Source organism: Cupriavidus sp. YAF13 (genome assembly GCF_052113425.1).
In the GTDB taxonomy this organism is placed as follows: Bacteria; Pseudomonadota; Gammaproteobacteria; order Burkholderiales; family Burkholderiaceae; genus Cupriavidus.
In genome coordinates this window covers 28,901-51,716 of record NZ_JBFRDD010000043.1, presented here as the reverse complement: position 1 = coordinate 51,716, position 22,816 = coordinate 28,901, and the positions used below count along the sequence as shown (strand labels likewise).

Here is a 22,816-nt window from a genome sequence, read left to right as displayed (position 1 = left end):
CGACATCGTGGATTGTTCCAGTGTTGACGTGTTGGACTTTGAAGGAATCCACTTGCTTTCTTTCAATCATAACGCCCTCGGTGCAATTTACTTGCAAGTCAGATGTTGTTTATGCCGCCCATACTGGGTTTCTCGCTACCGCCCCGGTGGTTCTCTCCAGGGACACTCAGGAAGACTAAGCAGATTTACAGGCTGGAGGCCATCGTTCTCCGTCTTGAGATATTTGTGACCATCGTGAAGAGCGACGATCACATAAGTGGAGTAACCACATTCATCGGTCACGTAAAAATTTAAGGTGCCGCTTTCAATCCCAGCGATGGCCGTAGCAAGACTTAATATCCAAGGGCGCCCGTCCCAATTTACACCGCCGATGCTGAGTATGCGCTCATGCACGCCCTGGCGATCGGCCCTTCTAATGCACCGGATGCGATGTCTGGCGGCCATAGTCGTTTCCCTTTCAATTGGACTGGGATCACTCCTCTTGTTACGCGCTTGCAGCAACGTGGTTGCTTTAGAAAATCACCTACCAACGTCCAGAGGGTCCGGTGGTCGGTTCATTTACGCTTCTCTTCAGCCGTGCAAGGCTATGTTCTTTGCCTCGGTCAGTACGAGCCTAAAAGTTGGGAACTGAGCCGTACGGACTCCTGCTGTTTAGAGTTCCATAATGCACATTGGTCCGTTCATGCAATTCCCCTCCTCGGTGGGGATACCACTTATGTGGGGTAGTAGTGAATTCATGAAGTCGGGCCCTGCCGGGTCAAGTTGACTACGAGGGTGCGATCCGCCCTTAGCAGACCCTTGTGGTCCATTGCGAGGCGACAGGGGATTTCAGAGAGATGCCGGGAGTCGATAAGAGGCGTTATACGGCCGTGTGTGAAATATTGCCTAGGGAATCAGGATGTTACGTCCTCCCCCTTTTCATCATCCACCAAACATCGTGAAATGAAGCGGTACATTTCCGCACACGCTGTGCGATGCCTGCGTCGACAGTGCCTGAAGCCCGATTGGTTACCACCCGGTCGGGCTTTTGCATTTTGAAGTGGTGCTGCGCTTGGCAGACACGCTCGTTGGTGGTGCAACAGAATGACGATCGCGTGCGTTGTTCCCTAAGCGGCGCGTCTTCGAGATTGCGGTTCGCGAGTATCGCGGCATGATGTATTCACACAGCTAGTGGCTATGCGTGTTCTGTTTCGTGATCTGGACCCGGACGTCGCGACAGCGCTGGCGTTGGCATTCGCCACGCAGCCGTTGGTCGACGTGTTGTGTGAAGACATTTTCGCTACCCGCGCGGCCGACGCCATTGTCAGCCCGGCGAACAGCCATGGCTGGATGGATGGCGGGATCAATCTGGCCTACATCCAGCGTTTCGGCGATGATTTGGAGCGGCGGCTGCGGCTGATGATCAGGCAGGACCATGCTGGATTGCTGCCGGTCGGGCATGCGCTGGCGAGTAAGACCGATGCGGTCGACATCCCMTGGATGATCAGCGCCCCGACGATGGAAATGCCGATGGCGGTGCCGCGTAGCCTGAATGCCTACAAGGCATTCAGGCTACGCTGCTGCTGGCACGGCAGCATGGTTTGAAGCCCTGCTGTGCCCGGGCTTCTGCACGCTGACCGGTCGCATGGAGCCGGAAGAGGCTGCCGGCCAGATGCGGTGGGCCTGGGACGAGGTAGCGGCTCAACCGGAATGCTCATAGGCCAAGTGCAAATTCGAATACATGAGAACCGGTTGACGGGGTTTTCATGGCTGGTGATGGCTTTGGGGAGTTTCTAGCATTGAAAGCGCTACAACAACCTCTCGAGACGCCATGAAACATCTTATTTTTTCTCTTGCGGCGGCTGCCCTGACGCTGGGCGCAATCGCCCCGGCAGAGGCGTATGACCACCATCATCATTGTCATAAGGTGAGAGTTCATCACCATTGGGAAACACGCTGTCACTGAATGAAACCGCCGCTTGTCTCTGGCCCCGCCTTGGCGGGGCCTTCTCGTTTACGCAGTCTTCAGGTAGTGGGACTGCCGCTGAATCCGGCGCCGCCCAGGACACCCCGACGGGAGTGTGGGTGCTCGCCTCGAGCATCACGCCCGATTTGCCCTCCGCGAGTCGTGCCGCCGGGATTCTTCTTCCGCCTTCAGCGATAATTGCCATTCGAGCGTCGCAAACTTCATGGATTGTGTCTGGCGGGACCGAAGAGTCCGCGCCTACGGGCCGAGGCGCCGGCTAAAGCTTGAGCGCGATCCGACAGAACAATAGATTGACAATGATCACAGGACACGTCTTTATTGCGACCAGCCTTGACGGCTTTATCGCCCGCCCCGATGGAGACATCGACTGGCTTCTGAAACGGGATGAGTCGACAGAAGACCATGGCTATCTGACCTTCATCGCCGACAAAGACGCGATCGTTATGGGCCGAGGCTGCTACGAAAAAATCCTCACGCTGGGCGAATGGGCTTACGACAAGCCCGTTCTGGTGCTGTCCCGGCAATTGGCTGGCGAGCCCGTGCCGGAGAGGCTGCAGGGAAAGGTGCGGTTCGCGGATAGCACGCCCACGGATGCGATGAAGCAGCTGGAGGCTGCGGGCGCGCGTCGCGTGTACGTCGATGGCGGTCAGTTGGTTCAGTCGTTTCTGCGCGACGGATTGATCGCTGATTTGGTGGTCACCACCGTGCCGGTGTTGATCGGGGCAGGCAGACCATTGTTCGGCGCCCTGCCGCGCGACGTCAGTCTGGCGCTTGAATCGAGCCGGCACTTTCCGTCCGGCCTAGTGCAGTCGACTTATCGCGTGCTGTACTAATTTGTGAAGATGCATGATGAGGCTTGTGATCGGTACTATCTCGGTAGACGAGACCGGAATCGCCGCGGCTTGCGCGTGGCTTTGCAACTCCACGCCCCGACTTTCCGCTCGGCCGCGGTGAAGGGCCGCATGAGGACGTCGCCTGATCCTGCCCGTAGGTACTTTGGCCCTTGGCGGGCGACCTGATAGCAAAGACGGTGTTGGATGTCATCCGATACCCGAAAACCTGCGATCCGACTTAGCTCGTCCCGGATCTCGTCGAAGTGTGTCCAGCTCTCGACTGCAAGTGCGATATCAACACCCTTGGTCGCCCGGGTGGCTCTAAGACCATGCAAATGGGTCAGAAGGATATCTCTTGCCGTGGCTCCCACCCCGAAGTGGGTCAGGTCCCGTGCTTTGGGACACCATCCACCGTGCGGAGAATCGCCACAGTAGTCGAGTCGAGCGGCCTGTCAGAATTGATCGAGTACATGCCGGATTTCTGCTTTGCGGCTTTCGCCGCAACTTCCTGGTTCCGGGAACTGAGGCTTGCCGTGCGATCTGCATAAACCGATACGGCCGGGGCTAGCTCTGGCTGCTTTGCGTTGCTACTTTGATGCTCCCAAGACGCATCGAAGATCTCAATGGGGCCGTTTGTCTGCGGACGGAGTCGATGCGTTTGCACGAAGTCCTTCACGCCTTCTCAACTGTGCTCTGGTACCACATATAGCGTCTGGGTTTCGGGTCTGAGATAGGCCGTCACCATCTCGGCTGCGACTTCCCCGCCCCAGTAGACACTCTTCAATTCCGCGAGCGACATGTCCCGCCACCAATCGGGCTCCGGTGCTGCGAAACGCCGAGCGTCAAGTCGCGGCCGGAGAATCGTCGGATAGTTGGTGACCCATTTGTCGAGCAACCGATCGGGTCCCGTCAGGCGCCGACGTGCCGCCGTAGCCGTCTCCAGCAACCAGCCGCGCTCTGCCCGTTCATTGAACACGGTGTCCAGTGAGCCGAGTGCGATCCTACTTGCTTGGCAATCTATCGATTGGAGGCCTGCAATAGCGAAGGCCGGCAAAGGCTTGTAGGTCCATGTGGACTCAAAAAATGAATAAATCAGCACATTACGGGCTTTGAATCGGAATTAAGCGTTGGCATACAACAACAGATGAATTAGACGTCGCCTATATCAGAATTTAATATGTTTAACTTCTCGCCTCGCAGCGGTAGCTGCTTCACCTTTCGCGCCGCTGCGCAGGATCGGACTGGACGCCCCCGCGCGGTCCGGTCTTTTTTTTTGCGCATGAAATGGGCATGAAAAAGCCACCCGAAGGTGGCTGGTGGTCTATGGCTGCTGACGCGGCTACTCGCCGGCGTCCTCATGAACCGTTGGTTGCTGTGCTGCGGCGTATCCCAAGATCGTCACAGCGTCGTTATCCAGCTTCGTGGATTGCGCGGGCAACTCCACAATTGGCGTTTCCGGATACATATCCGAGATTAGAACTTTCGCCATATCCTCGGACTCGAATGGCCCGAAGTGAATTACACCTGCCCCGCTGACTTCAGCGAAAAACCATTCGCCCGATTCAAGTGGATAGATCACCACCAGAGTGCGCTCATGCGGATACATAGTTGCCTCCAGATCTCGTCATGTGTCCCAAGCATAACTATCGATACTGGCGAGCCCCTCCCCTACTCTCGGGCGCGCGCCGCGCGACAACTGCGCATGGTAATTGTAGAGAATTGGTCGGGCCAGACAAGTATCTTCAGGCCCACACCCTATACGGCGTGGCCAACTCGCACGCGAGCATGAAAAATCCGCCCAAGGTCGGCAGGAATTGGCGAATCAAGATTCAGAGCGCGAGCAGCCGATCTATTTCGGCGATGAAAAGTCGCTTGTACTCTGCGGAAAACAGTGGGGAGCTAGCAGCATCCGACCGTGCTGCTCGGATCTCGTCCTTCTGTGCCTCTCGCCATGGTGACTTCATCGTGGCGAGGCTCCGCTCCCATCCCGCAATCAGACCAATGGCGTGCTCATCCAACATATAAATACCTCTTAAAAGTTGTTAAATGAAGGACATGGCAATTATTGAACAAATTTGACCACACAAACAAAGTAATACAGGCCTGTTCAGGATAATATTGGGTAGAAATAAATGATCGGTGAGCGCTATTTTGTCCCCGCCCCAATGGAATGGAAATCGCCAAAAATGAGTAATTAGGCCCACACCCGATATGGCGAGCCCGGCTCCGGTGCGACGATGATGCTGCCCAGCGCCGCCAGCTCCCCGGCGGTCAACGAGCGCTCAAGCCGCAGATTCACGTGCCACACGGGCACGGCCGCCGGCGCAGTGATCACGTTTTAGGCAACATCCCACTCGCCGCCCACGTAGATCGTGCCTTTGGCCAGTAGTTTGACGCCAGCGGCAGGCACACACCGCAGCTCGCGACACCCGTCGCTGCGCTCAACCAACTCAATTGTCTACTCAGTGCGTAGACAATGTCCTCGCTCGGAAAGCCTCAGCAAAGCGCAGTATGTGCCGCAAATTCTTGGCGCTGAAGCCACGGCCGTGTTCTGCCTCCAACCGCCGCGACAGAGAAACGACGATCTGCTCGCCGTATTCGGCGCGTTCGCCGCCCAGTATTTCCGAGTGGATCACGGTTTGGCGCGGCATTGCGGGGCGCGATCGCAAGAAAGAGGGCTTTAGCGCGACATAGCAGCAGGGGATGTCATCCGGGTACTGGGCGGGCTAGATTGCCTCGATCAATCAACGGGTTGCCAGGGATTTGGCGGGTTTTTCGCGAATCCCGGCCGACCCTCGATTTGGCGCAGTCTGTAGGCATCGAGGGTGTGCGCCGTCATGCAGACAAAGCCGACATGAACAGCGCGGGCCAAGCGGTAAAGGTGGCTGCGCCGAGCGTCGATCAGGACTCGCTCCTTGGAGATGGGAGATGGGCAGCCGATTCAGATTGATACCGTGCTCGCGTCAACCACCTGTCGATACTCTGGCGCCGCTTCACTTTGCGGCATTGCCGCATATATCTGACTTGATGCCGGCGATAAAGAAGTCTATTGTGGCCGTTCGGTGCACGCTCCCTGCTCCTCGCACCGATGACCCGCTGCCGTCGCCACCGTCCACTGTGGAATCGAGCTCGGGGCAGCAGTCGTAGTTCTTTATTCCAACCACGACAAAGGAGGGCGACATGCTAAGCCCGCATGAAATCGCCGCGCTACTGCTACTTGGCGACACGCAGGAGATCGACGACCTCGAGCCCGAGCAATTGGACACCTTGTTGGTTCACAAGCTGGTCACGTTGGAGCATGGTCATGATAGCGGCGATGCCTACCCCCGCCTGACAAGTCAGGGGCATTCCATGCTCGAAGCCGTGCGCCGCATTCGTTAAGAGTCAGTCAGCTTGTGCCCAAGACCAAACGGAGTGCTCTCGGCACAGCGGCCGTAATATCTGTAGCTAGTTGTCCATCGAGGAATGGCGGGGGGCGTGACTCTGTAGCGTTCCACACCGCGAGCCCCAAGCCATGGCCCTGTCGACCCACGCCGGAACCCGCTGCGAACCACAGTTTTGTACCGTTATGCCTCAAGCGCACCGGACGATACGTGTCCTGACAGAAATGGGGTTCACACGCTATGAGAAAGCTACACTGAGCAGGCACAGGCTCTATCTAACTCACGTTTAGAGAAACGACGATGGCAAAGCTAGTGGTGCTATACAAGAAGCCTGCGGACACGGCGGCATTCGATTCATATTACTTCTCGACCCATGTTCCGATCGCCAAGAAGATCGCCGGCCTGCGACGCTACGAGGTCAGCAGCGGCCCGGTTACAAGCCCGGCCGGCGATTCGCCATTTCACCTGGCTGCGGTGCTGAGCTTCGATTCGCTGGCGGCGCTCCAGCAGGCAATGGCTTCGCCTGAGGGCGCCGCCGCAGCAGCTGACGTGGCCAATTTTGCCCAGGCCGGTGTTGACATGCTCATATTCGACACGAAGGAAGTTTAGGCCGGCAGTTCACGACCCATTTTCTGCGCGAGGGGGATGTGCACGCTGTCACAACGGCCATGGCAGGCGCCCGGGAGTTGTGGCCACACCGCGAGGGACGCGTGCATGTGATAGCGGTTTGGGCGAATCTTCGCATGCCCCCAACTTCATGCCATCGGGCATGGACCCCACCGCGGCGTCCCCAATTCTCGACGCCGTCGCATGCCTCGAAACTGGCGGGGTCGTTTTCTTGTGCTACCCGACGCGGAAAAACTCTACCGTCCGCCCCGCATTGAAGGACCGGACGCCCACCATTTCCGATCGGGACGATGTTGCGCGTTCACTTCCTGCAGCAGTGGTTCGGCCTGTCAGATCCGGCCATGGAAGAAGCGCTTCATGATGTGCCGCTCTATCGCGAGTTCGCTGACCTGGACGATGCCATGGCGCGGTTGCCAGACGAAAGCACGATCTTGAGATTTCTTCACTTGCTGGAGCGGCACGACTTGGCCGCCCAGCCGGGTCAGGTCACCAAGTCGTTTCGGTGACCGCTCGCCTGGCGCATCGCATTGCCGCATTCTTCAGGACGTCAGGCCTCTGGCGCGGAGCCAATTCAGCCACGCTTGATCTTCGATCTCGTACGACCCTCGCGACTCTTTCCATACGATCTCGCGCTCACGAAGGGCGTCAATCGCATTTTGAACCGTCCCAGCACTGACGCTCACATGATCCGGCACAAGGGCCTTGTACGCGGAAATGGCGCTCTCTCCGAAGGGAGAGAATTGACCATCCTTGGCAGCCATGACACGCACTACTGCCTGCTGAAGTGGCGACAATGATGTGAAGTCGTTTTCGACGTCATGCCACAAGCGCTCCTGGACGAGCGTCGCGTCATCCTTGAGCCGGGTACTGAGGTTTGGCGATTCGTTCGCCAGTGCGATCGAGCCAATCAGGTGGCGCAGCAACTCCGGGCGATGCCCGACCATCACGAAGGCTTCGTAGACGGCCTCGGGCTCAAACTGATTGCCCGCGGCGAGCGCCCGGTTCACGCTCTTGGTAAATTCGTCGGTAAAGTTTCTATCGAGCAGCGGGAACGGCGTCACCTGGGAGCCGTAGAACGGCATGCGTGAATTCATGACCAGGTGCGCGAGTTTGTCCCGGCTTGAGCCGGTGAAGACCAGCATGAGGTCCGGGGCCTTGCCCGAAACGTTCATCGCGTCGCGCGCCGCCTTCAGTCCGAACATTGCCTCCACGCCCTTCTCCGTGGTCAGAGCATGCTGCGCTTCATCAACGATCAAGAGAACCGGTTGCTTGGCGGCCTTGCGCAGCGCCTCAAGGGTCTGCGTGAGCGTGACGCCCGCAGGCAATCCCGTGGTGGTGAGGTCTAACCCAAGGGTGCCCATGACGGTGACCTTGGTGAGGCCGACGGCCTTTGCGGCTTTGCCCACGACACCGGCGTGATCGGCAATTTTGTGCTTGATGGCGTCGGCGATCAGCTCGCCCGGGTCGTGCGCCTTGTTCGACCATAAGTCGACATACACGGTGACCCAGCCGCGCTGCTCGGCGGCTGGCGTAAGGTCCTCGCGCAGGAACGTGGACTTCCCTACCCGGCGCGGCGCCGCGAGGAACAGGCCCGAGCGGGCATCCTGGATTCCCTCACCGGCCAGGGCTGCGCAGAAGCTTGCCGCCAACGCGGGGCGGCGAAAGGTGTAACGTTCGGAGGCGGCGGACGGCTCGGACATGCGTCTTCCTGGTGCGTTTATCAGCATTTATCCTATACTAATAATTTATCCTTTGCAAATAAATAATGATAAATGCCTGATGAGGCATATGCACTCGGGGAGCGGGGCGTCTTGGCGCCTCCCAGGAATACCCACTTACGCGGTCAGCAGATTACGAAACGCGTTTTGCCGCCGGCATAGCATAGTAATCCGCTGGCCGAGGGGCGCACCTAGCCCAGGCGCCGGGTGGAAGGTCCAATAGCACTGCCTGCCGGCTCAGCGCAACGTGGCCAGTTCGCCGTTACTGCCTTTGCTCGTGGTTCGCCAGATCGTTTTGAGAGCCCCCAACCCGCCGATAGCCAACTGTTCAGTTTGCTACGGTCAATTTCCGACCGGCATCGTCCAGTCCTCCACCGCTAGCCGAGGGACGCGCCGGAACGTCTGGTCATTAGTCACCAGCACCGCGTCAGCCTTGGCGAGTACGTACTCCAGGCTGGCGCGTGCGACAGCCCGCTACCGTCACACTAGGGGGTGAACTGCGGATCGGTTAGGATTGCTGCGAGTTCAGGACGCCATACATCGGGCACGCGGCGCCTCGTCGGCATCCGCAGCGTCTTCGGAAACAGGCTGATTCTGCAGGCGGCTGTGCATGGCCTCGCATCGAATCAACATCATTGCCGCGGGATCCTCTTCACCGCCGGCAATGCCAGCCTCAGCAGCGGCCCGCAGATATACTTGCCGGGAGGCAACGGCGACGATCACAAGGATGGCGCCGACGCCGACTGCTCGGACTCCAATTTGGAGGTATTGCGCCATAGCGAACTTGCACCGTATAACAGGAGGTAATTGGCAATGAGGCTACACGAGGATGTCTCGGGACGATCCATGCCGTTGCGGGATTGACACAATCCGGTTCGCCGCGGCGGGTCGGATCGCGCGTTGCGTGACAGCGGCGGTATCGAAGAGAATGTCCAGGAGGGCGATCAAGGCCTTACCGACCGGCTGCTACGGCTCTGTCAACTTGCCGATAGGAAGACAAGGCTGTGGCGAGCGTGCCCATTGCTCAGGAGGCGATTGATGGATTTTGGGCCACTTCGGTGAATTCGTGCCAGGTAGCGAATCTCACGGCGAGGTGCTTGCGATAAAGCGAAGCGCTAAGCAAATGACGCTTGAGCGCGAAATGCTGGCGGATTGGACCGAAGTTCGAGAGGAAGGCCTGGGTGCGTACCCGGTCGCGGAATCCACGCATGCGCCGCTCCCGCTCACGAGTCGGCTGGTGGCTGTTCTCGGCCCGATTGTTCACGCGGGCGGCGGCCTTCACGAACACGTGCTTGACGTTGGCCAACTCCGGGATGTCGGCCTTTGCGGCCGGGTAGCTGCGCAGTTGATCAGTGACAATCTTGCGCGGCGCCGGGCAGGAACGCAGCACGAACAGGAAGAAACGTTTGGCCGCGGCCTTGTCGCGGCACCTCTGCAGTAGGATGTCGAGTTCGGCGCCATGCTCATCGACCGCGCGCCACAGCAGGTAAGGTTCGCCGCGAAGCATTACGAACATCTCGTCCAGATGCCAGGTGGTGCCCGGCTTGCGGCGCGCAGCTTTGACGCGATGCGCGAAGCCCGCGCCGAACTTGTCGCACCAGCGGCGAATCGTCTCGTAGCTGACGATCACGCCGCGCTCGAACAGCAATTCCTCGATGTCACGCAGGCTGAGATTGAACCGGAAGTACCAGCGTACCGCGTGGCTGATGACTACCGGCGGGAAACGGTGGCCGTGATAGAGCGATTTCTTCCTCATCGCTCTATCTTACGCGACCGGCTTCCCAACGTGACAATGCCGTACCGTGCGGTCGATAAGGCGGGCGACACCGTCGACTTCCTGTTGCGCGCCCAGCGCGACAAGGCTGCGGCACGGCGCTTTTTCGAGAAGGCCTCCGACCAAAATGGTGAGCCCGATTCGGTGATCATCGACGGCAGCCCGGCCAACCTGGCGGCCCTGCACGACATCAATGTCAAACGAGAGGCACCCATCGTCATCCGTCAGATCAAATACCTGAACAATATCGTCGACCAGGATCATCGGGCGGTCAAGCGCATCACCCGCCGATGCTTGGCTTCAAAGCCTTTCGATGCGCGCGCATTGTCCTTGGCGGCATCGAGTTGATGCATATGATCGCCAAGGGGCAGATGCACCGTTCCGGTGGGGCCACCGTGTCCGCTGCACTGCAATTCTATTCCCTGGTCTCATAAGCTAAGCTTCACTGCGGCCTTCTTGGCGACCGATCTCTCTTACTGCGACAGAACCCTCCAGTCCGTCACATAGACCTCATGCACGGGCAGCAGGATTTCCACGACTTCACGCATCAATACCGCATGATGGCCCGCGAGCGGCGCGCACACCAGCACGACCGGCCTCCGTCCCCGCGCGGCAACCGGGTCGTGCGCGAACTGCAGCAGACGACAAAATGGCCGTTCCAGCGCGACCTGCTCGTCCACAGCCACGGTGCGGCCGTCCGCGTCGATCGCAGTCATGCCGAAGGCGGGCTTCCCGTATGTCTTGCCCAGACGGTAGAGCATTTCATAGCCCGCGGCGAAGCAGGACGCCCCCGGAATACGGGCAAGGAGGCAGTCGCGCTCGGTGAACGCATTGGTGGCCTGCGCCGCCCACGCCGTCCATGGCTCAATCAGCGAACGCTGATACTCGATGAACTGGTACAGCATATGGGCTTTCCGGAAGTGCACGCTGGAAGGACTTTCAATATATGTCGGACCAGCGCCGGCACAAGGCCGAACAACAACGCTACAGCCCGCGGATTGGCGGTTCGGCCCTAAGAGAGGCTGGTCTTGCGGGAAGGCCGGTCAACTGTGTGCGGTTCCTGCCGCAATCACGCGCCGACACCCGGGTAACAGACTAGGTGCCCGCTTCACCGACCTATTAACCAAAGAATGAACGATGCCGCCGCACTGACGAGCAGCGAAGTCGTAATCGGAAGGTACAGGTGAAAATTATGACGATGAATAACGATATCCCCGGGCAAGTGACCGAATCCGAGCCCGGACAGCCAGGGCCAGAGCAGTCCTCCAGCTACCACGATCAGGCCAAGGACGATAAGCATGCGCGACATGGCCGACCTCCGCATGTTGGATAGTGCACGGTATCCGCTCTCGCCGACGTCGCGTAGCGTGCGGCTGCCAACCGAAGCTGCTGCCCGGAAAGCTGAAGAGGGATTTGGGATTGGAGATGAAGCACGTTGCCACCTAGTCCCAGCGATCATCCTTGACCTGCACCTTGCCGCCCACGACCCGGACCGGGAAAATCGCCACCGGGTCGTATGCCGGAGGAGACAGCGCCGCCCCCGTGATGAGGGAAAAATGCGCGCCGTGGCGCGGGCAGACGACCTCCTGGCCTTCGACGTCGCCGCCACAGAGAGGCTCCGCCTCGTGGGAACACATGTCCTCGACCGCGTAGTAGTGGCCACCCACATTGAATACCGCGACCTGCAAGCCGTCGACGTCAACCGTGCGGCACGTCCCGGGCGCGAATTCGTCGGCCGCGGCGACATCGATCCATTCGCTCATCTCAGAGCAACCCCAGTTCCAGCCGCGCCACCTCGCTCATCCGCTCTCGCGACCAAGGCGGATCCCATACCAGTTCAACCTCGACCTCATCCACGCCGCCAACTTCCATGACGGCACTCTCGACCACGCCGGGGAAGGTCTGCGCCACCGGGCAGCCCGGCGCGGTCAGCGTCATGCGGATGCCCACCTTGCCGGCGGATTCGTCCACGGACAGACTGTAGACCAGTCCCAGGTCGTAGATATTGACCGGGATCTCCGGGTCATAGACGGTGCGCAGCGCCTCTATCACCCGGCCCTCCATCGTGTCGGGGCCAGGCTCGAGCCTGTCTTCATGCGCCTCGGCCTTGCGCAGCCAATCGATCATGCTCATCGCATCACTCCGTTGAGACCGGCTGGGCGCTGCCTTGCAAGGCGGCTTGCATGGCATGCCAGGCCAGCGTCGCGCACTTCACACGTGCCGGAAACTCCCGTACGCCGCCCAGCACCGCCAGCTTGCCCAGCGGCGCGCCGGCCTGCTCCGCGCCAGATCCGGTCACGAGCGAATGGAAGCCGGAAAACAGCGCCTGCGCCTGCGCCTCGGTCTTACCCTTGAGCGCCTCGGTCATCAGTGACGCCGAGGCGGTGGAGATAGCGCAGCCGGAACCCTCGAAGCTCGCATCCTCGATCACGCCATCGCTGACCTTCAGGTACAGCCTCAGCCGGTCACCGCACAGCGGGTTGAACCCCTCGGCGCTGCGGTTCGCCCCCGTCAGCCGCCTGCAATTGCGGGGCGAGCGGCTGTGGTCGACCACAACTTCCCGGTAAAGATCGAGTAGATCGGACATCAGGCAAATACCTCCTGTGCCTTGCGCACGGCACGGAACAACGCATCCACTTCCTCTCGCGTGTTGTATAGCGCGAAGGATGCCCGCACCGTGGCAGGCACACCGAACCGCTCCATCACGGGCATCGCGCAATGGTGGCCCGCACGGACCGCAACGCCTTCCAGGTCGAGGATGGTGCCGGCATCATGGGGATGCACGCCATCCAGGACGAACGAGAGAATGCTCGCCTTTTCCGCGGCCGTACCGATGATGCGCAGGCCGGCAATCTGCGCCGCCTGCCCGGTGGCGTAGGCGAGCAGCGCGTGCTCGTGGGCCGCGATGGCTTCCAGGCCAACCGCGCTCACATAGTCGATCGCCGCGCCCAGGCCGATCACGCCGGCGATATTGGGCGTGCCGGCCTCGAACTTGAAGGGCAGCTCGTTGTAGCTGGTCTTGCGGAATGTGACCTCGCGAATCATGTCGCCCCCGCCCTGGTAAGGCGGCATGGCATCGAGTAGCGCAGCCTTGCCGTAGAGCACGCCAATGCCGGTGGGGCCGTAGAGTTTGTGCCCCGAGAAGGCGTAGAAATCGCAATCCAGCGCCTGCACGTCAACCTTGAAGTGCGGCACGGCCTGGGCGCCGTCGACCAGCACCGGAATGCCCCTGGCATGTGCCAGTTCAATGAGGTACCGCACCGGGTTGACCGTGCCGAGGGCATTGGAGAGATGGGTCACGGCAACCAGCCTGGTGCGTGGGCCAAGCAGGCGCTCGAATTCTTCCAGCAGCAGTTCGCCCGCATCGTTGATCGGCGCCACCTGCAGGATGGCACCTGTGCGCTCGCACAGCATCTGCCACGGCACGATATTGGAATGGTGCTCCATCGCGCTGATCAGGATCTCGTCGCCGGCCCGCAGGCGCTGTCCGTAGCTCGCCGCCACCAGGTTGATCGCCTCCGTGGTTCCGCGCAGGAACACGATCTCCTCACGCCGGGCCGCATGGATCAAGCCTTGCGTAGCGTCGCGCGCCGCCTCGTAGGCATCGGTTGCTAGTTGGCTCAGGGTATGCACGCCACGATGGATGTTGGCATTGAGCGCGGCGTAGTAATGCGCCTCGCAGTCAATCACGCTCTGTGGCTTCTGGCTGGTGGCGGCGTTGTCCAGATAGACCAGCGGCTTGCCGTTGACCGTCTGCCGCAGGATGGGGAAGTCCCAGCGCAGCCGCATGACGTCCAGGCCAGCGGCCGGTGCCGTACCCCACAGGGCCCTGAGTTCATACGCGACCGTGTTCATGTCAGCACCCTCAGCGGCTCGGGCAAGTGGCCGCGCAGGAGCGTCTCCAGCCGCGCGCGCAAGGAAACCACGCCTAGCCGGTTGACCATCTCTTCGGCGAAGGCGAAGGTCAGCAGCGCCCGCGCCGACGCATCGTCCAACCCGCGCGAGCGCAGGTAGTAAATCTGCTCGGGATCGAGCTGGCCGACGGTGGCGCCGTGGCTGCATTTGACGTCGTCGGCGTAGATCTCCAGCTGTGGCTTGGTGTCGACTTCGGCATGCTCGGACAAGAGCAGGTTGCGGTTGGACTGGTGCGCATCGGTACGCTGGGCATCGGCATGCACCACCACCTTGCCGTTGAACACGGCGCGCGAGGCGCCGGACAGCACGCCTTTATAGAACTCGCGGCTCTTGCCTTCCGGTCTGGCGTGGTCGATGCGGGTGTGGTGGTCGATATGCTGCCGGCCGCCGGTCATGTACAGCCCGTCGAGCGAGCATTCGGCGCGCTCGGCATTCAGCCCGACCTGGATGTCGGCCCGCGCCAGAGCGCCGCCCAGGGCGAACGCACTGGAGGTGAAGTGGCTGCCGTGCCGCTGGTCCATATTCACGCCAGCGATGTGGAACGCCTTGAGGCTCTCTTGCTGCACCTTGTGATGTTCGACGTGCGCGCCACGCGCGGCGACGATGTCGGTAACGCTATTGGTGAAATAAGCGAGGCCGTCCACACCCACGTGGTGCTCCACGATGCACACACGGCTGCCTTCTTCCGCCATCACGAGATTACGCGTATGGGTGACCAGCTCCGGCTCGGTGGCGATGAACAGCAGGTGGATCGGCGCGTCGGCAGCGGTGCCGGCGGCCAGGCGGATATAGGCGCCATCGGCCATGAACGCGGTGTTCAAGGCAGCGAAGCCGGACGGGTAGTCGCTCGCGGGGCGGCAAAGCAGCGCTTCCACAGGCTCCGGTGTGCGCTCCAGCATGGCGGCGACGCTGAGGAGTTCAGCCCCTGCCGGCAGCACACCGATACGCGACCATTGCGGCTGGTGGCGGCCATTGACGAATACCATCAGGTACGCGCCGGGCAAAGCGAGCGTCTCGATCCGCGCAGCCAGGGCGGCGTCCGGCCTGTCGCCAGACTGCGCCGGCCCCGCGGCAAAGCGGCTTCGCTCGATCGCGGCCACGCTGGTGTATTTCCAGTCCTCGTGGCGCAGCGTCGGCAACCCGGCTTGCGCGAAGTGTTCCATTGCCTGCTTGCGCGCGCGCGCAAGCCAGGGCAGCCGCCGGCCGGGCAATGCAGCCTCGACGCGGGCGAATTCGGCAAGATAGTGTTCCACGCCGGTTGCGCTCATGCCGAGGCCTCCACGCCAGCGAAGGCCGGCGCCTCCATCCCCACGTAGCCATGACGCTCCAGTTCGAGCGCCAGCTCGGGCCCGCCGGACCTGGCAATGCGGCCCTGCGCCAGCACGTGCACGCGATCCGGCACGATGTAATTGAGCAGCCGCTGGTAGTGGGTAACCAGTACGATGGCGCGTTGGGGGCCGCGCATGGCGCCGATGCCGCTGGCGACGATCTTGAGCGCATCGATGTCGAGGCCGGAATCGGTCTCGTCGAGAATGGCGAGCCGTGGCTCCAGCACCGCCATTTGCAGGATCTCGTTGCGTTTCTTTTCGCCACCGGAAAAGCCCTCGTTCACGGCGCGGTAAAGCAGGCTTGGGTCCATCTCCATGAGCCTGAGCTTGTCCTTGACCAGCGCGAGAAAGTCCATGGCATCCAGCTCCGGCTCGCCGCGATGCTTGCGGATCGCGTTGAGCCCTGCCTTGAGCAGATAGATGTTCGAGACGCCGGGGATTTCCACCGGATACTGGAAGGCCAGGAAGACACCCGCGCGTGCCCGCTCTTCGGGCGGCATGCCGAGCAGGTTCGCGCCATCGTAGAGGACTTCACCCGCGACGACGACGTAGCGGTCCCGTCCGGCCAGCACATGGGCAAGGGTGCTCTTGCCGGAGCCGTTGGGGCCCATGATGGCGTGCACTTCCCCAGCCTTCACGGTAAGGTCGATGCCGTGCAGGATGGGCTTGTCGTCGACTGAGACGTGCAGGTTGCGGATTTCAAGCATGGCTGGCCTCTTGCTCCAATGTGGCTCCGACACGACGCCAATGCGGCTCCGAGGTAGCGCGTCCCGCGCGCTCCCCTCTTAGCCGATGCTTCCCTCCAGGCTGACGCCCAGCAGCTTCTGCGCTTCCACCGCGAACTCCATCGGCAGTTCCTTGAATACTTCCTTGCAAAAGCCGTTCACGATCATCGATACCGCGTCTTCGGGGCCGATGCCGCGGCTTTGGCAATAGAACAGCTGGTCCTCGCCGATGCGCGAGGTGGAGGCCTCGTGTTCGACGCGCGCGGTGGCGTTCTTCACCTCGATATAGGGAAAGGTGTGGGCCGCACACTTGTCACCCAGCAACAGCGAGTCGCACCGCGAGTAGTTGCGCGCGCCGCCGGCGTTCTTTGCCACCTTCACCAGCCCGCGATAGGCGTTCTGGCCGTGGCCGGCCGAAATGCCCTTGGAGAGAATCGTGCTCCGGGTATTCCTGCCGAGGTGGGTCATCTTGGTACCGGTGTCGGCCTGCTGGTAGTGGTTGGTCAGCGCCACGGAATAGAACTCCCCGACCGAGTCGTCGCCCTGCAGGATCACGCTTGGATACTTCCACGTGATGGCCGATCCGGTCTCGACCTGGGTCCACGAGATCTTCGAGCAGGCACCGCGGCAGTCACCGCGCTTGGTCACGAAGTTATAGATGCCGCCCTTGCCATCCTTGTCGCCCGGATACCAGTTCTGCACCGTCGCGTACCGGATCTGCGCACCTTCCAGCGCGATCAGTTCCACCACCGCGGCATGCAGCTGGTTTTCGTCGCGCATCGGCGCGGTGCAGCCTTCCAGATAGCTGACATAGGCGCCCTCGTCGGCAATGATCAGGGTGCGCTCGAACTGGCCGGTCTTCTGGGCATTGATGCGAAAGTAAGTGGACAACTCCATCGGGCAGCGTACTCCTGGCGGGATATAGCAGAACGACCCGTCGCTGAACACCGCCGAGTTGAGCGTGGCGAAGTAGTTGTCGGTGTAAGGCACTACCGTGCCGAGGTACTGCCGCACCAGCTCGGGATGCTCCCGCACCGCCTCCGAGAACGAACAGAAAACAATGCCGAGCTCGCCCAGTTTCGCCTTGAAGGTGGTTGCGACCGAGACGCTGTCGAATACCGCATCCACGGCGACGCCCGCGAGCAACTCGCGCTCCCGCAAGGGCACGCCCAGCTTCTCGTAGGTGCGCAGCAACTCCGGATCGACCTCGTCCAGCGTCTTGGGCCCGGCTTTTTGGGAGCTTGGCGCGGAATAGTAAGCAATTGCCTGATAGTCGATGGGCGGGTGCCTGACCGTCGCCCAGTGCGGCTCGGACACCGTCAGCCAATGACGATAGGCCTTCAGGCGCCACTCAAGCATGAACTCCGGCTCGTCCTTCATGGCCGAGATCATGCGGATCACGTCCTCGTTCAACCCGCACGGCACCGTGTCCGTTGCCACGGACGTGTAGAAGCCGTGCTGATAGCCTTGGCTGATCAGTTCGTCGAGCTTGTGTGCGGGGGTTGCCATGTTCTGCCTTCGGTCGCCTTGCGTCACTCGAACGCCTGCTTACTACGGCCGGCCGCCTTCCAGGCGTGCAGCGCGCCGATATCCACCGGATGCAACGTCGGTTGCGTCATGTCCGCCAGCGTTACGCCATCCAGGGCATGAAAGATCGCCAGGCTGATTCGCTGCCAGTTCGCACGGACGGAACACATTCCTTCCTGGGCGCACAAGCCGGCCGCAATGCTGCATTCGGTCATGCCGGCAGGGCCTTCCATGGCGTCAATCACCTGCGCGATCGAGATCTCCTGCGGCGGCCGCGCCAGCAGGTAACCGCCCTTCGCGCCGCGCAGCGAATGCAGCAGCTTTTGCCGCGCAAGCATCTTGAGGATTTTGCTCGCGGTGGGCATCGACACGCCAATCTCGGCCGCAACCTCGGCGGCACTGCAGATCCGGCCCGGATCGCGCGCCATGTGCGTCATGATCACCGTGCCATAGTCGGTCAGTTTGCTTAGTCTGAGCATCTTTACCCCAAGCTACTCCCTGCCAATTAGAACTGATATGGTCCTGTATAGTTCCTATGAAGGGTTCCGCCGCAATGCGACCTCCAATCCCCCGCTTATCGAATCCGGCAAGTCACGCGTGACTCGGCCGGCAGTCAGAGCATGTCGGGTTCAGCGTATTGGCGCAGAGCCTGATTCGGATGGTCGCCGCCTATGTGGACCCAATGGTGATGAAGGAGACCTCTGTCGGTGGCACAGCCTGCGAGCCGGCATGAACCTAGTGTAGTGTTGCATTCTGTTTGGAACTTAAGCGGCGGTTGGCGCGAATGACCTTCTGCAGGATGTCGCGAGCGCTCTTGGTCGAGATGAACGGCTTGGGGTTGGTGTTGTGGTGAGCGATGTACCCATTGATGGCGGCGATCAGTTCCGGCACGCTGGTGAATACGCCGCGACGAAGTCGCTCGGTCGTGATATCGCGGAAGAACCGCTCGACCATGTTCAGCCATGACGCCGAGGTAGGCGTGAAGTGCATGTTGAATCGCGGATGCTTTGCCAGCCAGTCCTGCACCGCAGGATGCTTGTGCGTGGCGTAGTTGTCGGCGATCAGATGCAGCGTTTTGTCCTTGGGCGTCTCACGGTCGATCTTGCGCAGGAACTTCAACCACTCGGTATGGCGGTGGGGCTGCTGGCACTGGGCAATGACCTGGCCATCGAGCACGTTGAGCGCGGCAAACAGCGTGGTCGTGCCATTGCGCTTGTAGTCGTGGGTCATGGTTGCCGCGCGCCCATTCTTCAGGGGCAGCCCGGGCAGTGTGCGGTCCAGCACCTGCACCTGACTCTTCTCGYCGCAGCACAGCACAAGCGCGTGCTCGGGTGGCGACATGTACAGGCCCACGATATCTTCAAGCTTCTCGACAAACTTCGGATCGCGCGAGACCTTGAAACCGCGCACAACATGGGGTTTCAGGCCGTTGGCACGCCAGTGCCGTGAGACGCTGGCCGCGCAAACACCCAACTCGACAGCCATCTTGCGAGTGCTCCAGTGCGTGGCCGCTTCGGGCTTGCTCTGGGTGGTCAGCTCCACGAGGCGAGAGACGTCCACCTTTACCGGCGGCGCTCCACGTGGAAGGTCACGCTCAATGCCCGAGAGTCGCGACTGGGCATAGCGCTCGCGCTAGCGCGAGGCCTGCACCCGGCCCACGCTCAGTTGCTCGGCAATGTCCTTGCTCTGCATCCCCTCAGCCGCAAGCAGCACGATACGCGCACGCTGCACCAGCCTCACGCTGGTAAGCGTCGAACGAACCAGCCTCGTCGGTCAGCACAATTTCAGGGGCAACTCGCATTCGCGCTCTCCACTCTGCTCCGAAGTTGAACATTGGAGGCATGCGAGCATCGTAAGTTCATTCAAGAATGCAACACTACACTAGCACAACACCCAGCCGGGCAACATGGCAAGGTAGGCCAGGCAGCCCGCGAACATGGCGGCCAGCAGCGGAATCCCGGTTGCTACGGCATCCGTCCCCTAACCGTCACGATTTCGCCCTCGCCATCAAGGCTGGGCAGACCTCAGCTCTTTCTCGCCGTCTTCGCAACAAACGGCGTCGGCATGTGCTGTACCGTTTTACTGCCGCACTTGGGGCAAGATGGGTGGGCGATTTCATGTTCGGCGAGATGTTCCGCGCGGTCGAAAACCTCACCGCATTTCTCACAACGGTACTGATAGGTGGGCATGACGCGCCTCCAGCCTGCTTGGTGCACGGACTCGCTGCATCTTGCGATGCCAGCGACTTCCGGCAGTTCGGCACTCCATTCTAGGATACCGTCTCGGGCAGCAAAGGCGATAACGGAATATCTTTTCCATGGCGTTCCCGGGTTTCCGTCCTGGCGGATCTCCTGGCAGTCTCGCATGCCCGGTACCACCCCGGTACCACATCAGGCACCTACGCTTCACAGCGCGCTCTTTGCGTGCTTATTATTGAAACATACGCGTGCTTGCACAAAGCATGGCCACGATCGTCGGTCAGGAGTTGACGATGAAAAAGCCGCACAAGGTGGACTCTGGCAAGACGCGGCGAACCGGTGATCCGGTTCGGCCGCGCACGGATCGCACCATTCCCAGCATCCTGGATTCCACTGAACTGGAAGACGTGTGGGAGAACATCGAGGAGGCCGTTGACGAATTCACCGAACGGGCGGCGGAGCCGATCGATTTCCCCCATGGCCATGACCCAAACGAGGATGACGCGCCAGAAGAAAGCATGAACGAGATCACGCGCGCCGCCGAGAGTATTCCCGCGGATACCCCCGCGGACCGGGCGGACCGGAGCGCGGAGCGCGAAGAGCACCCGCCTGCGCCGCCCAACATCGATGACGTGCTGGACAAGGACCTGATTCCCGATCCTGCCGACGATGCGCCACGCGCCGGGAAGCATCGCAAGCGTTAGGACACGCGATCCATGGCCGCTGCCCGCGCCCGCTCCAGCGGGGAACGGTCTGCCCCAGCTTGCAGGGTGCGCGGCCAGGTGTGCCCCCTATACTCAAAGCGTAACAGGCAATACCTCGCGTGACGGCGGCGCAGAACATGAAGGGCAATCGCGGCGTCATGCCAAGCGAGAACGCGGCAGCATGGCAGCCTGGAGCAGGCTTCGCTGCCAGCCGATAAGGATGCACCATGAGCAATCATCGGTACGTGGTCATCATTGACCAACCCAAGGACGTCTCGGACGAGCAGATGGCCGAATACATCAAGCTTGCCATCAGCGCCTGGGGCGCGGGATTGCCACCGCCGCCCCAGGACAGCCCATTCTTCGACCTGGACGTGGTTGCTGTAACCAGCACCGGCAAGCTACACAAGAACGAATCATGAGCCACTGTCACCGCCCGCGTCCCAGTGGAGGTACGTATGCGCTTCGAAGCATTTTCCTTTGGGTCCGTCTGTATTGACGGCGTGACTTATCAGCATGACGTGGTCATCGATCAGGGTGAGGTTCGCAAGCGAAAGAAGAGGCCATCCAGGCAATTCCGCGAAGCCTTCGGGCACACACCGCTATCAGTCAGGGAAGACATACCCTGGAATTGCAGCCAACTGGTTATCGGCACCGGCACCGGTGCATTGCCGGTGATGGAAGATGTGAAGCGAGAGGCCAGGCATCGCCACGTCAAACTGGTCATTCTTCCAACCGCCGAAGCCATCGCAAGGCTGGCGGAGCACCCCCGCGGCGCCAATGCGATCCTGCACCTCACCTGCTAGACACAATGTATTGACGCCAGCATCGAACTGGCCGCTTGCTTCATGCGCCGGGTGGCCATGATGTCCGACGCCGATGCCGCCCTCGCCGATAAGGAGGCGCCAGCATGGACAGCCAACCGATCACCGTCATCACCGGCGCGAGTCGCGGCCTGGGCCGCGCAGCCGCGAGCCATCTGGCCACCGTGGAAGGCCACCTGGTCGTTGCCACGGCGCGCAAGCCGGCGGACCTTGATGCGTTGCGAGCCCGGCTCGCGCTTACCGGCCACTCGCTCGCATGCCGGCCGCTCGATGTCACCGACACGCATTCGGTGGCCGCGCTGGCCAAGTGGCTGGCCGAACGCTTCGGCCGCGTGAACGTGCTGATCAATAACGCCGGCGTCTTGCTCGATCACGACAGCGCCAACTTGCTCGAACTGCCGCTCGAGACCTTGCGCACCACCCTGGAGACAAATCTCTTCGGCGTGCTGCGGGTCACACAGGCATTGGCGCCCCTGCTGCGCGCCAGCCGCGCCGGCCGGGTGGTCAATCTGGCTTCCGACATGGGCCAGCTCGCGGAGATGACCCGCGGCGTGCCGGCCTACCGTATCTCAAAGACGGCGCTGAATGCCGTCACGCGCATCCTCGCCGCCGAGATGGCCAACAGCGGCGTCAAGGTCAACTCGGTGTGCCCTGGCTGGTGCCGGACCGACCTGGGTGGCCCCGATGCACCGCGTTCTCCCGAGCATGGCATCGACACCGTCGTCTGGCTCGCGACGCTGCCTGAAGCCGGACCCAGCGGTGGCTTTTTTCGCGATCGCCAGCCGATTCCGTGGTAGCGTGGCGCGCCCGAACGCGCGCCTTGCCACTGCAGCGTTGACGCTTGTGCTATCTTGGAAAAGTCGAGCGTTCAATATCGGGGGACGCCAAATGTCAGTGATCGCACCGGACGAAAAAGCGGATTTCGTCGCTATCTTGCATCGTCACCAGCTTGCCGAAGCCGACTTTTTGCTTCAGGAAACCGACACGCCCGACGTCGTCGACGAGGTCTACCCTCTCCAGGGCTATGTCACCATCATCCGCAAGTCGACGCTCAAGGAAAGGGAATACCGAATCGGACATGGCACCGCTTGGACCATCGAATTTGAAAAAGATCTGGCGCGAGGTACGTTCGGCTGAACGGGATCGGAATCGGGAGTGGCCAAATCCGGGGGCGCTTTTTGTGCAGCATGGCCCCCGCACTTGAGATGGGCGGCCCTTTCGCTCGTCGTTGCTGATCGTTGATCGATCTGGAGCGGGGCCGATGGACCGCGCAGAGGCAGGCGTCGGGGAGACG

The 22,816-nt window shown here is 61.1% G+C and carries 27 protein-coding genes and 4 pseudogenes; 11 read left to right on the top strand and 20 right to left on the bottom strand.

The annotated features are described in order from the left end of the window. Positions 1-135 precede the first annotated feature (135 nt). A complete protein-coding gene (locus AB4061_RS29050) occupies positions 136-444 on the bottom strand; it encodes a DUF3892 domain-containing protein (RefSeq protein WP_441639685.1) in 309 nt (102 codons plus the stop codon). A 732-nt stretch (positions 445-1,176) separates the two neighbouring features. Between AB4061_RS29050 and AB4061_RS29045 the strand changes: the two genes are divergently transcribed. Next, positions 1,177-1,584, top strand: a complete 408-nt coding sequence (locus AB4061_RS29045) for a macro domain-containing protein (protein ID WP_441639684.1) — start codon at positions 1,177-1,179, stop codon at positions 1,582-1,584. Between the two features lie 678 nt (positions 1,585-2,262). Beyond that, positions 2,263-2,799 carry a dihydrofolate reductase family protein gene (locus tag AB4061_RS29040; RefSeq protein ID WP_441639683.1) on the top strand — a complete coding sequence of 179 codons (537 nt, stop codon included), beginning with the start codon at positions 2,263-2,265 and terminating at the stop codon, positions 2,797-2,799. Between the two features lie 382 nt (positions 2,800-3,181). Here AB4061_RS29040 and AB4061_RS29035 read toward each other — a convergent pair. From AB4061_RS29035 to AB4061_RS29020, 4 genes and pseudogenes are all read right to left on the bottom strand, one after another. Next, positions 3,182-3,775: pseudogene (locus AB4061_RS29035) on the bottom strand (type IV toxin-antitoxin system AbiEi family antitoxin). A 363-nt stretch (positions 3,776-4,138) separates the two neighbouring features. Then, positions 4,139-4,405, bottom strand: a complete 267-nt coding sequence (locus AB4061_RS29030; protein ID WP_441639682.1) for a hypothetical protein — start codon at positions 4,403-4,405, stop codon at positions 4,139-4,141. Positions 4,406-4,993: 588 nt separating this feature from the next. After that, entirely contained in the window at positions 4,994-5,134 is a 141-nt protein-coding gene (locus AB4061_RS29025; RefSeq protein WP_441639681.1) for a hypothetical protein, read from the bottom strand. Positions 5,135-5,261: 127 nt separating this feature from the next. Next, positions 5,262-5,450 (bottom strand): DUF1016 N-terminal domain-containing protein, encoded by a 189-nt coding sequence (locus AB4061_RS29020; RefSeq protein ID WP_441639680.1) that lies wholly within the window; start codon positions 5,448-5,450, stop codon positions 5,262-5,264. Between the two features lie 529 nt (positions 5,451-5,979). Here AB4061_RS29020 and AB4061_RS29015 point away from each other — a divergent pair. The 3 genes and pseudogenes from AB4061_RS29015 to AB4061_RS29005 all read left to right on the top strand — a co-directional run. After that, positions 5,980-6,180: a hypothetical protein gene (locus AB4061_RS29015; protein ID WP_045237738.1), complete on the top strand. Its 201-nt coding sequence runs from the start codon at positions 5,980-5,982 to the stop codon at positions 6,178-6,180. Positions 6,181-6,482: 302 nt separating this feature from the next. Continuing rightward, a complete protein-coding gene (locus tag AB4061_RS29010; RefSeq protein ID WP_441639679.1) occupies positions 6,483-6,791 on the top strand; it encodes an EthD family reductase in 309 nt (102 codons plus the stop codon). A gap of 275 nt (positions 6,792-7,066) precedes the next feature. Then, positions 7,067-7,285 (top strand): annotated as a pseudogene (locus tag AB4061_RS29005) (transposase); the annotation flags it as partial. A 63-nt stretch (positions 7,286-7,348) separates the two neighbouring features. Here AB4061_RS29005 and AB4061_RS29000 read toward each other — a convergent pair. From AB4061_RS29000 to AB4061_RS28990, 3 genes are all read right to left on the bottom strand, one after another. Beyond that, entirely contained in the window at positions 7,349-8,509 is a 1,161-nt protein-coding gene (locus AB4061_RS29000) for a hypothetical protein (RefSeq protein WP_441639678.1), read from the bottom strand. A 543-nt stretch (positions 8,510-9,052) separates the two neighbouring features. Next, positions 9,053-9,304 (bottom strand): hypothetical protein, encoded by a 252-nt coding sequence (locus AB4061_RS28995; RefSeq protein ID WP_441639677.1) that lies wholly within the window; start codon positions 9,302-9,304, stop codon positions 9,053-9,055. 247 nt (positions 9,305-9,551) lie between these two features. Continuing rightward, a complete protein-coding gene (locus AB4061_RS28990) occupies positions 9,552-10,283 on the bottom strand; it encodes an IS6 family transposase (RefSeq protein WP_441639676.1) in 732 nt (243 codons plus the stop codon). A 42-nt stretch (positions 10,284-10,325) separates the two neighbouring features. Between AB4061_RS28990 and AB4061_RS28985 the strand changes: the two are divergent. Next, positions 10,326-10,735: pseudogene (locus tag AB4061_RS28985) on the top strand (IS6 family transposase); the annotation flags it as partial. 39 nt (positions 10,736-10,774) lie between these two features. Here AB4061_RS28985 and AB4061_RS28980 read toward each other — a convergent pair. From AB4061_RS28980 to AB4061_RS28925, 12 genes and pseudogenes are all read right to left on the bottom strand, one after another. After that, positions 10,775-11,206: a hypothetical protein gene (locus AB4061_RS28980; protein WP_441639675.1), complete on the bottom strand. Its 432-nt coding sequence runs from the start codon at positions 11,204-11,206 to the stop codon at positions 10,775-10,777. Between the two features lie 203 nt (positions 11,207-11,409). Beyond that, on the bottom strand, positions 11,410-11,601 hold the full coding sequence (locus AB4061_RS28975; RefSeq protein ID WP_441639705.1) for a DUF2905 domain-containing protein: 192 nt from the start codon (positions 11,599-11,601) through the stop codon (positions 11,410-11,412). A gap of 142 nt (positions 11,602-11,743) precedes the next feature. Continuing rightward, positions 11,744-12,064 (bottom strand): Rieske (2Fe-2S) protein, encoded by a 321-nt coding sequence (locus AB4061_RS28970; RefSeq protein WP_441639674.1) that lies wholly within the window; start codon positions 12,062-12,064, stop codon positions 11,744-11,746. Between the two features lies 1 nt (position 12,065). Next, the gene (locus AB4061_RS28965) at positions 12,066-12,434 is read right to left on the bottom strand and encodes an SUF system Fe-S cluster assembly protein (RefSeq protein ID WP_441639673.1); all 369 of its coding nucleotides are present in this window, start codon (positions 12,432-12,434) and stop codon (positions 12,066-12,068) included. Between the two features lie 4 nt (positions 12,435-12,438). Continuing rightward, positions 12,439-12,888, bottom strand: coding sequence for a Fe-S cluster assembly sulfur transfer protein SufU (gene sufU, locus AB4061_RS28960; protein WP_441639672.1), 450 nt, complete (start codon positions 12,886-12,888; stop codon positions 12,439-12,441). Further along, positions 12,888-14,156, bottom strand: a complete 1,269-nt coding sequence (locus AB4061_RS28955; protein WP_441639671.1) for a SufS family cysteine desulfurase — start codon at positions 14,154-14,156, stop codon at positions 12,888-12,890. The genes sufU and AB4061_RS28955 overlap by 1 nt, the downstream gene beginning before the upstream one ends. After that, the gene (sufD, locus tag AB4061_RS28950) at positions 14,153-15,484 is read right to left on the bottom strand and encodes a Fe-S cluster assembly protein SufD (protein ID WP_441639670.1); all 1,332 of its coding nucleotides are present in this window, start codon (positions 15,482-15,484) and stop codon (positions 14,153-14,155) included. The genes AB4061_RS28955 and sufD overlap by 4 nt, the downstream gene beginning before the upstream one ends. Further along, a complete protein-coding gene (gene sufC / locus AB4061_RS28945; protein ID WP_441639669.1) occupies positions 15,481-16,251 on the bottom strand; it encodes a Fe-S cluster assembly ATPase SufC in 771 nt (256 codons plus the stop codon). Before sufC ends, sufD begins: the two co-directional genes overlap by 4 nt. A 78-nt stretch (positions 16,252-16,329) precedes the next feature. Then, positions 16,330-17,778 (bottom strand): Fe-S cluster assembly protein SufB, encoded by a 1,449-nt coding sequence (sufB, locus tag AB4061_RS28940; RefSeq protein ID WP_441639668.1) that lies wholly within the window; start codon positions 17,776-17,778, stop codon positions 16,330-16,332. 23 nt (positions 17,779-17,801) lie between these two features. Beyond that, positions 17,802-18,275 (bottom strand): SUF system Fe-S cluster assembly regulator, encoded by a 474-nt coding sequence (locus AB4061_RS28935; protein WP_441639667.1) that lies wholly within the window; start codon positions 18,273-18,275, stop codon positions 17,802-17,804. Between the two features lie 256 nt (positions 18,276-18,531). Then, a pseudogene (locus AB4061_RS28930) lies at positions 18,532-19,560 on the bottom strand (IS630 family transposase). Positions 19,561-19,820: 260 nt separating this feature from the next. Further along, positions 19,821-19,985, bottom strand: coding sequence for an FmdB family zinc ribbon protein (locus tag AB4061_RS28925; RefSeq protein WP_441639666.1), 165 nt, complete (start codon positions 19,983-19,985; stop codon positions 19,821-19,823). Between the two features lie 272 nt (positions 19,986-20,257). On the opposite strand from AB4061_RS28925, the gene AB4061_RS28920 reads away from it, so the two are divergent. From AB4061_RS28920 to AB4061_RS28900, 5 genes are all read left to right on the top strand, one after another. Further along, on the top strand, positions 20,258-20,698 hold the full coding sequence (locus tag AB4061_RS28920; protein WP_441639665.1) for a hypothetical protein: 441 nt from the start codon (positions 20,258-20,260) through the stop codon (positions 20,696-20,698). A 227-nt stretch (positions 20,699-20,925) separates the two neighbouring features. Then, positions 20,926-21,120 carry a hypothetical protein gene (locus tag AB4061_RS28915; RefSeq protein ID WP_441639664.1) on the top strand — a complete coding sequence of 65 codons (195 nt, stop codon included), beginning with the start codon at positions 20,926-20,928 and terminating at the stop codon, positions 21,118-21,120. A 36-nt stretch (positions 21,121-21,156) separates the two neighbouring features. Continuing rightward, the gene (locus AB4061_RS28910; protein ID WP_441639663.1) at positions 21,157-21,504 is read left to right on the top strand and encodes an MTH938/NDUFAF3 family protein; all 348 of its coding nucleotides are present in this window, start codon (positions 21,157-21,159) and stop codon (positions 21,502-21,504) included. Positions 21,505-21,608: 104 nt separating this feature from the next. Beyond that, complete coding sequence (locus AB4061_RS28905; RefSeq protein ID WP_441639662.1) at positions 21,609-22,319, top strand: SDR family oxidoreductase; 711 nt, start codon at positions 21,609-21,611, stop codon at positions 22,317-22,319. A 91-nt stretch (positions 22,320-22,410) separates the two neighbouring features. Then, positions 22,411-22,659: a hypothetical protein gene (locus tag AB4061_RS28900; RefSeq protein WP_441639661.1), complete on the top strand. Its 249-nt coding sequence runs from the start codon at positions 22,411-22,413 to the stop codon at positions 22,657-22,659. Positions 22,660-22,816 lie beyond the last annotated feature (157 nt).

What these genes read in the sequence shown, in the direction of transcription:
- AB4061_RS29050 (WP_441639685.1), bottom strand. Translation starts at nt 444, where the DNA reads ATGGCCGCCAGACATCGCATCCGGTGCATTAGAAGGGCCGATCGCCAG.
- AB4061_RS29040 (WP_441639683.1), top strand. Translation starts at nt 2,263, where the DNA reads ATGATCACAGGACACGTCTTTATTGCGACCAGCCTTGACGGCTTTATC.
- AB4061_RS29030 (WP_441639682.1), bottom strand. Translation starts at nt 4,405, where the DNA reads ATGTATCCGCATGAGCGCACTCTGGTGGTGATCTATCCACTTGAATCG.
- AB4061_RS29020 (WP_441639680.1), bottom strand. Translation starts at nt 5,450, where the DNA reads ATGCCGCGCCAAACCGTGATCCACTCGGAAATACTGGGCGGCGAACGC.
- AB4061_RS29015 (WP_045237738.1), top strand. Translation starts at nt 5,980, where the DNA reads ATGCTAAGCCCGCATGAAATCGCCGCGCTACTGCTACTTGGCGACACG.
- AB4061_RS29010 (WP_441639679.1), top strand. Translation starts at nt 6,483, where the DNA reads ATGGCAAAGCTAGTGGTGCTATACAAGAAGCCTGCGGACACGGCGGCA.
- AB4061_RS29000 (WP_441639678.1), bottom strand. Translation starts at nt 8,509, where the DNA reads ATGTCCGAGCCGTCCGCCGCCTCCGAACGTTACACCTTTCGCCGCCCC.
- AB4061_RS28995 (WP_441639677.1), bottom strand. Translation starts at nt 9,304, where the DNA reads ATGGCGCAATACCTCCAAATTGGAGTCCGAGCAGTCGGCGTCGGCGCC.
- AB4061_RS28990 (WP_441639676.1), bottom strand. Translation starts at nt 10,283, where the DNA reads ATGAGGAAGAAATCGCTCTATCACGGCCACCGTTTCCCGCCGGTAGTC.
- AB4061_RS28980 (WP_441639675.1), bottom strand. Translation starts at nt 11,206, where the DNA reads ATGCTGTACCAGTTCATCGAGTATCAGCGTTCGCTGATTGAGCCATGG.
- AB4061_RS28975 (WP_441639705.1), bottom strand. Translation starts at nt 11,601, where the DNA reads ATGCTTATCGTCCTTGGCCTGATCGTGGTAGCTGGAGGACTGCTCTGG.
- AB4061_RS28970 (WP_441639674.1), bottom strand. Translation starts at nt 12,064, where the DNA reads ATGAGCGAATGGATCGATGTCGCCGCGGCCGACGAATTCGCGCCCGGG.
- AB4061_RS28965 (WP_441639673.1), bottom strand. Translation starts at nt 12,434, where the DNA reads ATGAGCATGATCGATTGGCTGCGCAAGGCCGAGGCGCATGAAGACAGG.
- sufU (WP_441639672.1), bottom strand. Translation starts at nt 12,888, where the DNA reads ATGTCCGATCTACTCGATCTTTACCGGGAAGTTGTGGTCGACCACAGC.
- AB4061_RS28955 (WP_441639671.1), bottom strand. Translation starts at nt 14,156, where the DNA reads ATGAACACGGTCGCGTATGAACTCAGGGCCCTGTGGGGTACGGCACCG.
- sufD (WP_441639670.1), bottom strand. Translation starts at nt 15,484, where the DNA reads ATGAGCGCAACCGGCGTGGAACACTATCTTGCCGAATTCGCCCGCGTC.
- sufC (WP_441639669.1), bottom strand. Translation starts at nt 16,251, where the DNA reads ATGCTTGAAATCCGCAACCTGCACGTCTCAGTCGACGACAAGCCCATC.
- sufB (WP_441639668.1), bottom strand. Translation starts at nt 17,778, where the DNA reads ATGGCAACCCCCGCACACAAGCTCGACGAACTGATCAGCCAAGGCTAT.
- AB4061_RS28935 (WP_441639667.1), bottom strand. Translation starts at nt 18,275, where the DNA reads ATGCTCAGACTAAGCAAACTGACCGACTATGGCACGGTGATCATGACG.
- AB4061_RS28925 (WP_441639666.1), bottom strand. Translation starts at nt 19,985, where the DNA reads ATGCCCACCTATCAGTACCGTTGTGAGAAATGCGGTGAGGTTTTCGAC.
- AB4061_RS28920 (WP_441639665.1), top strand. Translation starts at nt 20,258, where the DNA reads ATGGCCACGATCGTCGGTCAGGAGTTGACGATGAAAAAGCCGCACAAG.
- AB4061_RS28915 (WP_441639664.1), top strand. Translation starts at nt 20,926, where the DNA reads ATGAGCAATCATCGGTACGTGGTCATCATTGACCAACCCAAGGACGTC.
- AB4061_RS28910 (WP_441639663.1), top strand. Translation starts at nt 21,157, where the DNA reads ATGCGCTTCGAAGCATTTTCCTTTGGGTCCGTCTGTATTGACGGCGTG.
- AB4061_RS28905 (WP_441639662.1), top strand. Translation starts at nt 21,609, where the DNA reads ATGGACAGCCAACCGATCACCGTCATCACCGGCGCGAGTCGCGGCCTG.
- AB4061_RS28900 (WP_441639661.1), top strand. Translation starts at nt 22,411, where the DNA reads ATGTCAGTGATCGCACCGGACGAAAAAGCGGATTTCGTCGCTATCTTG.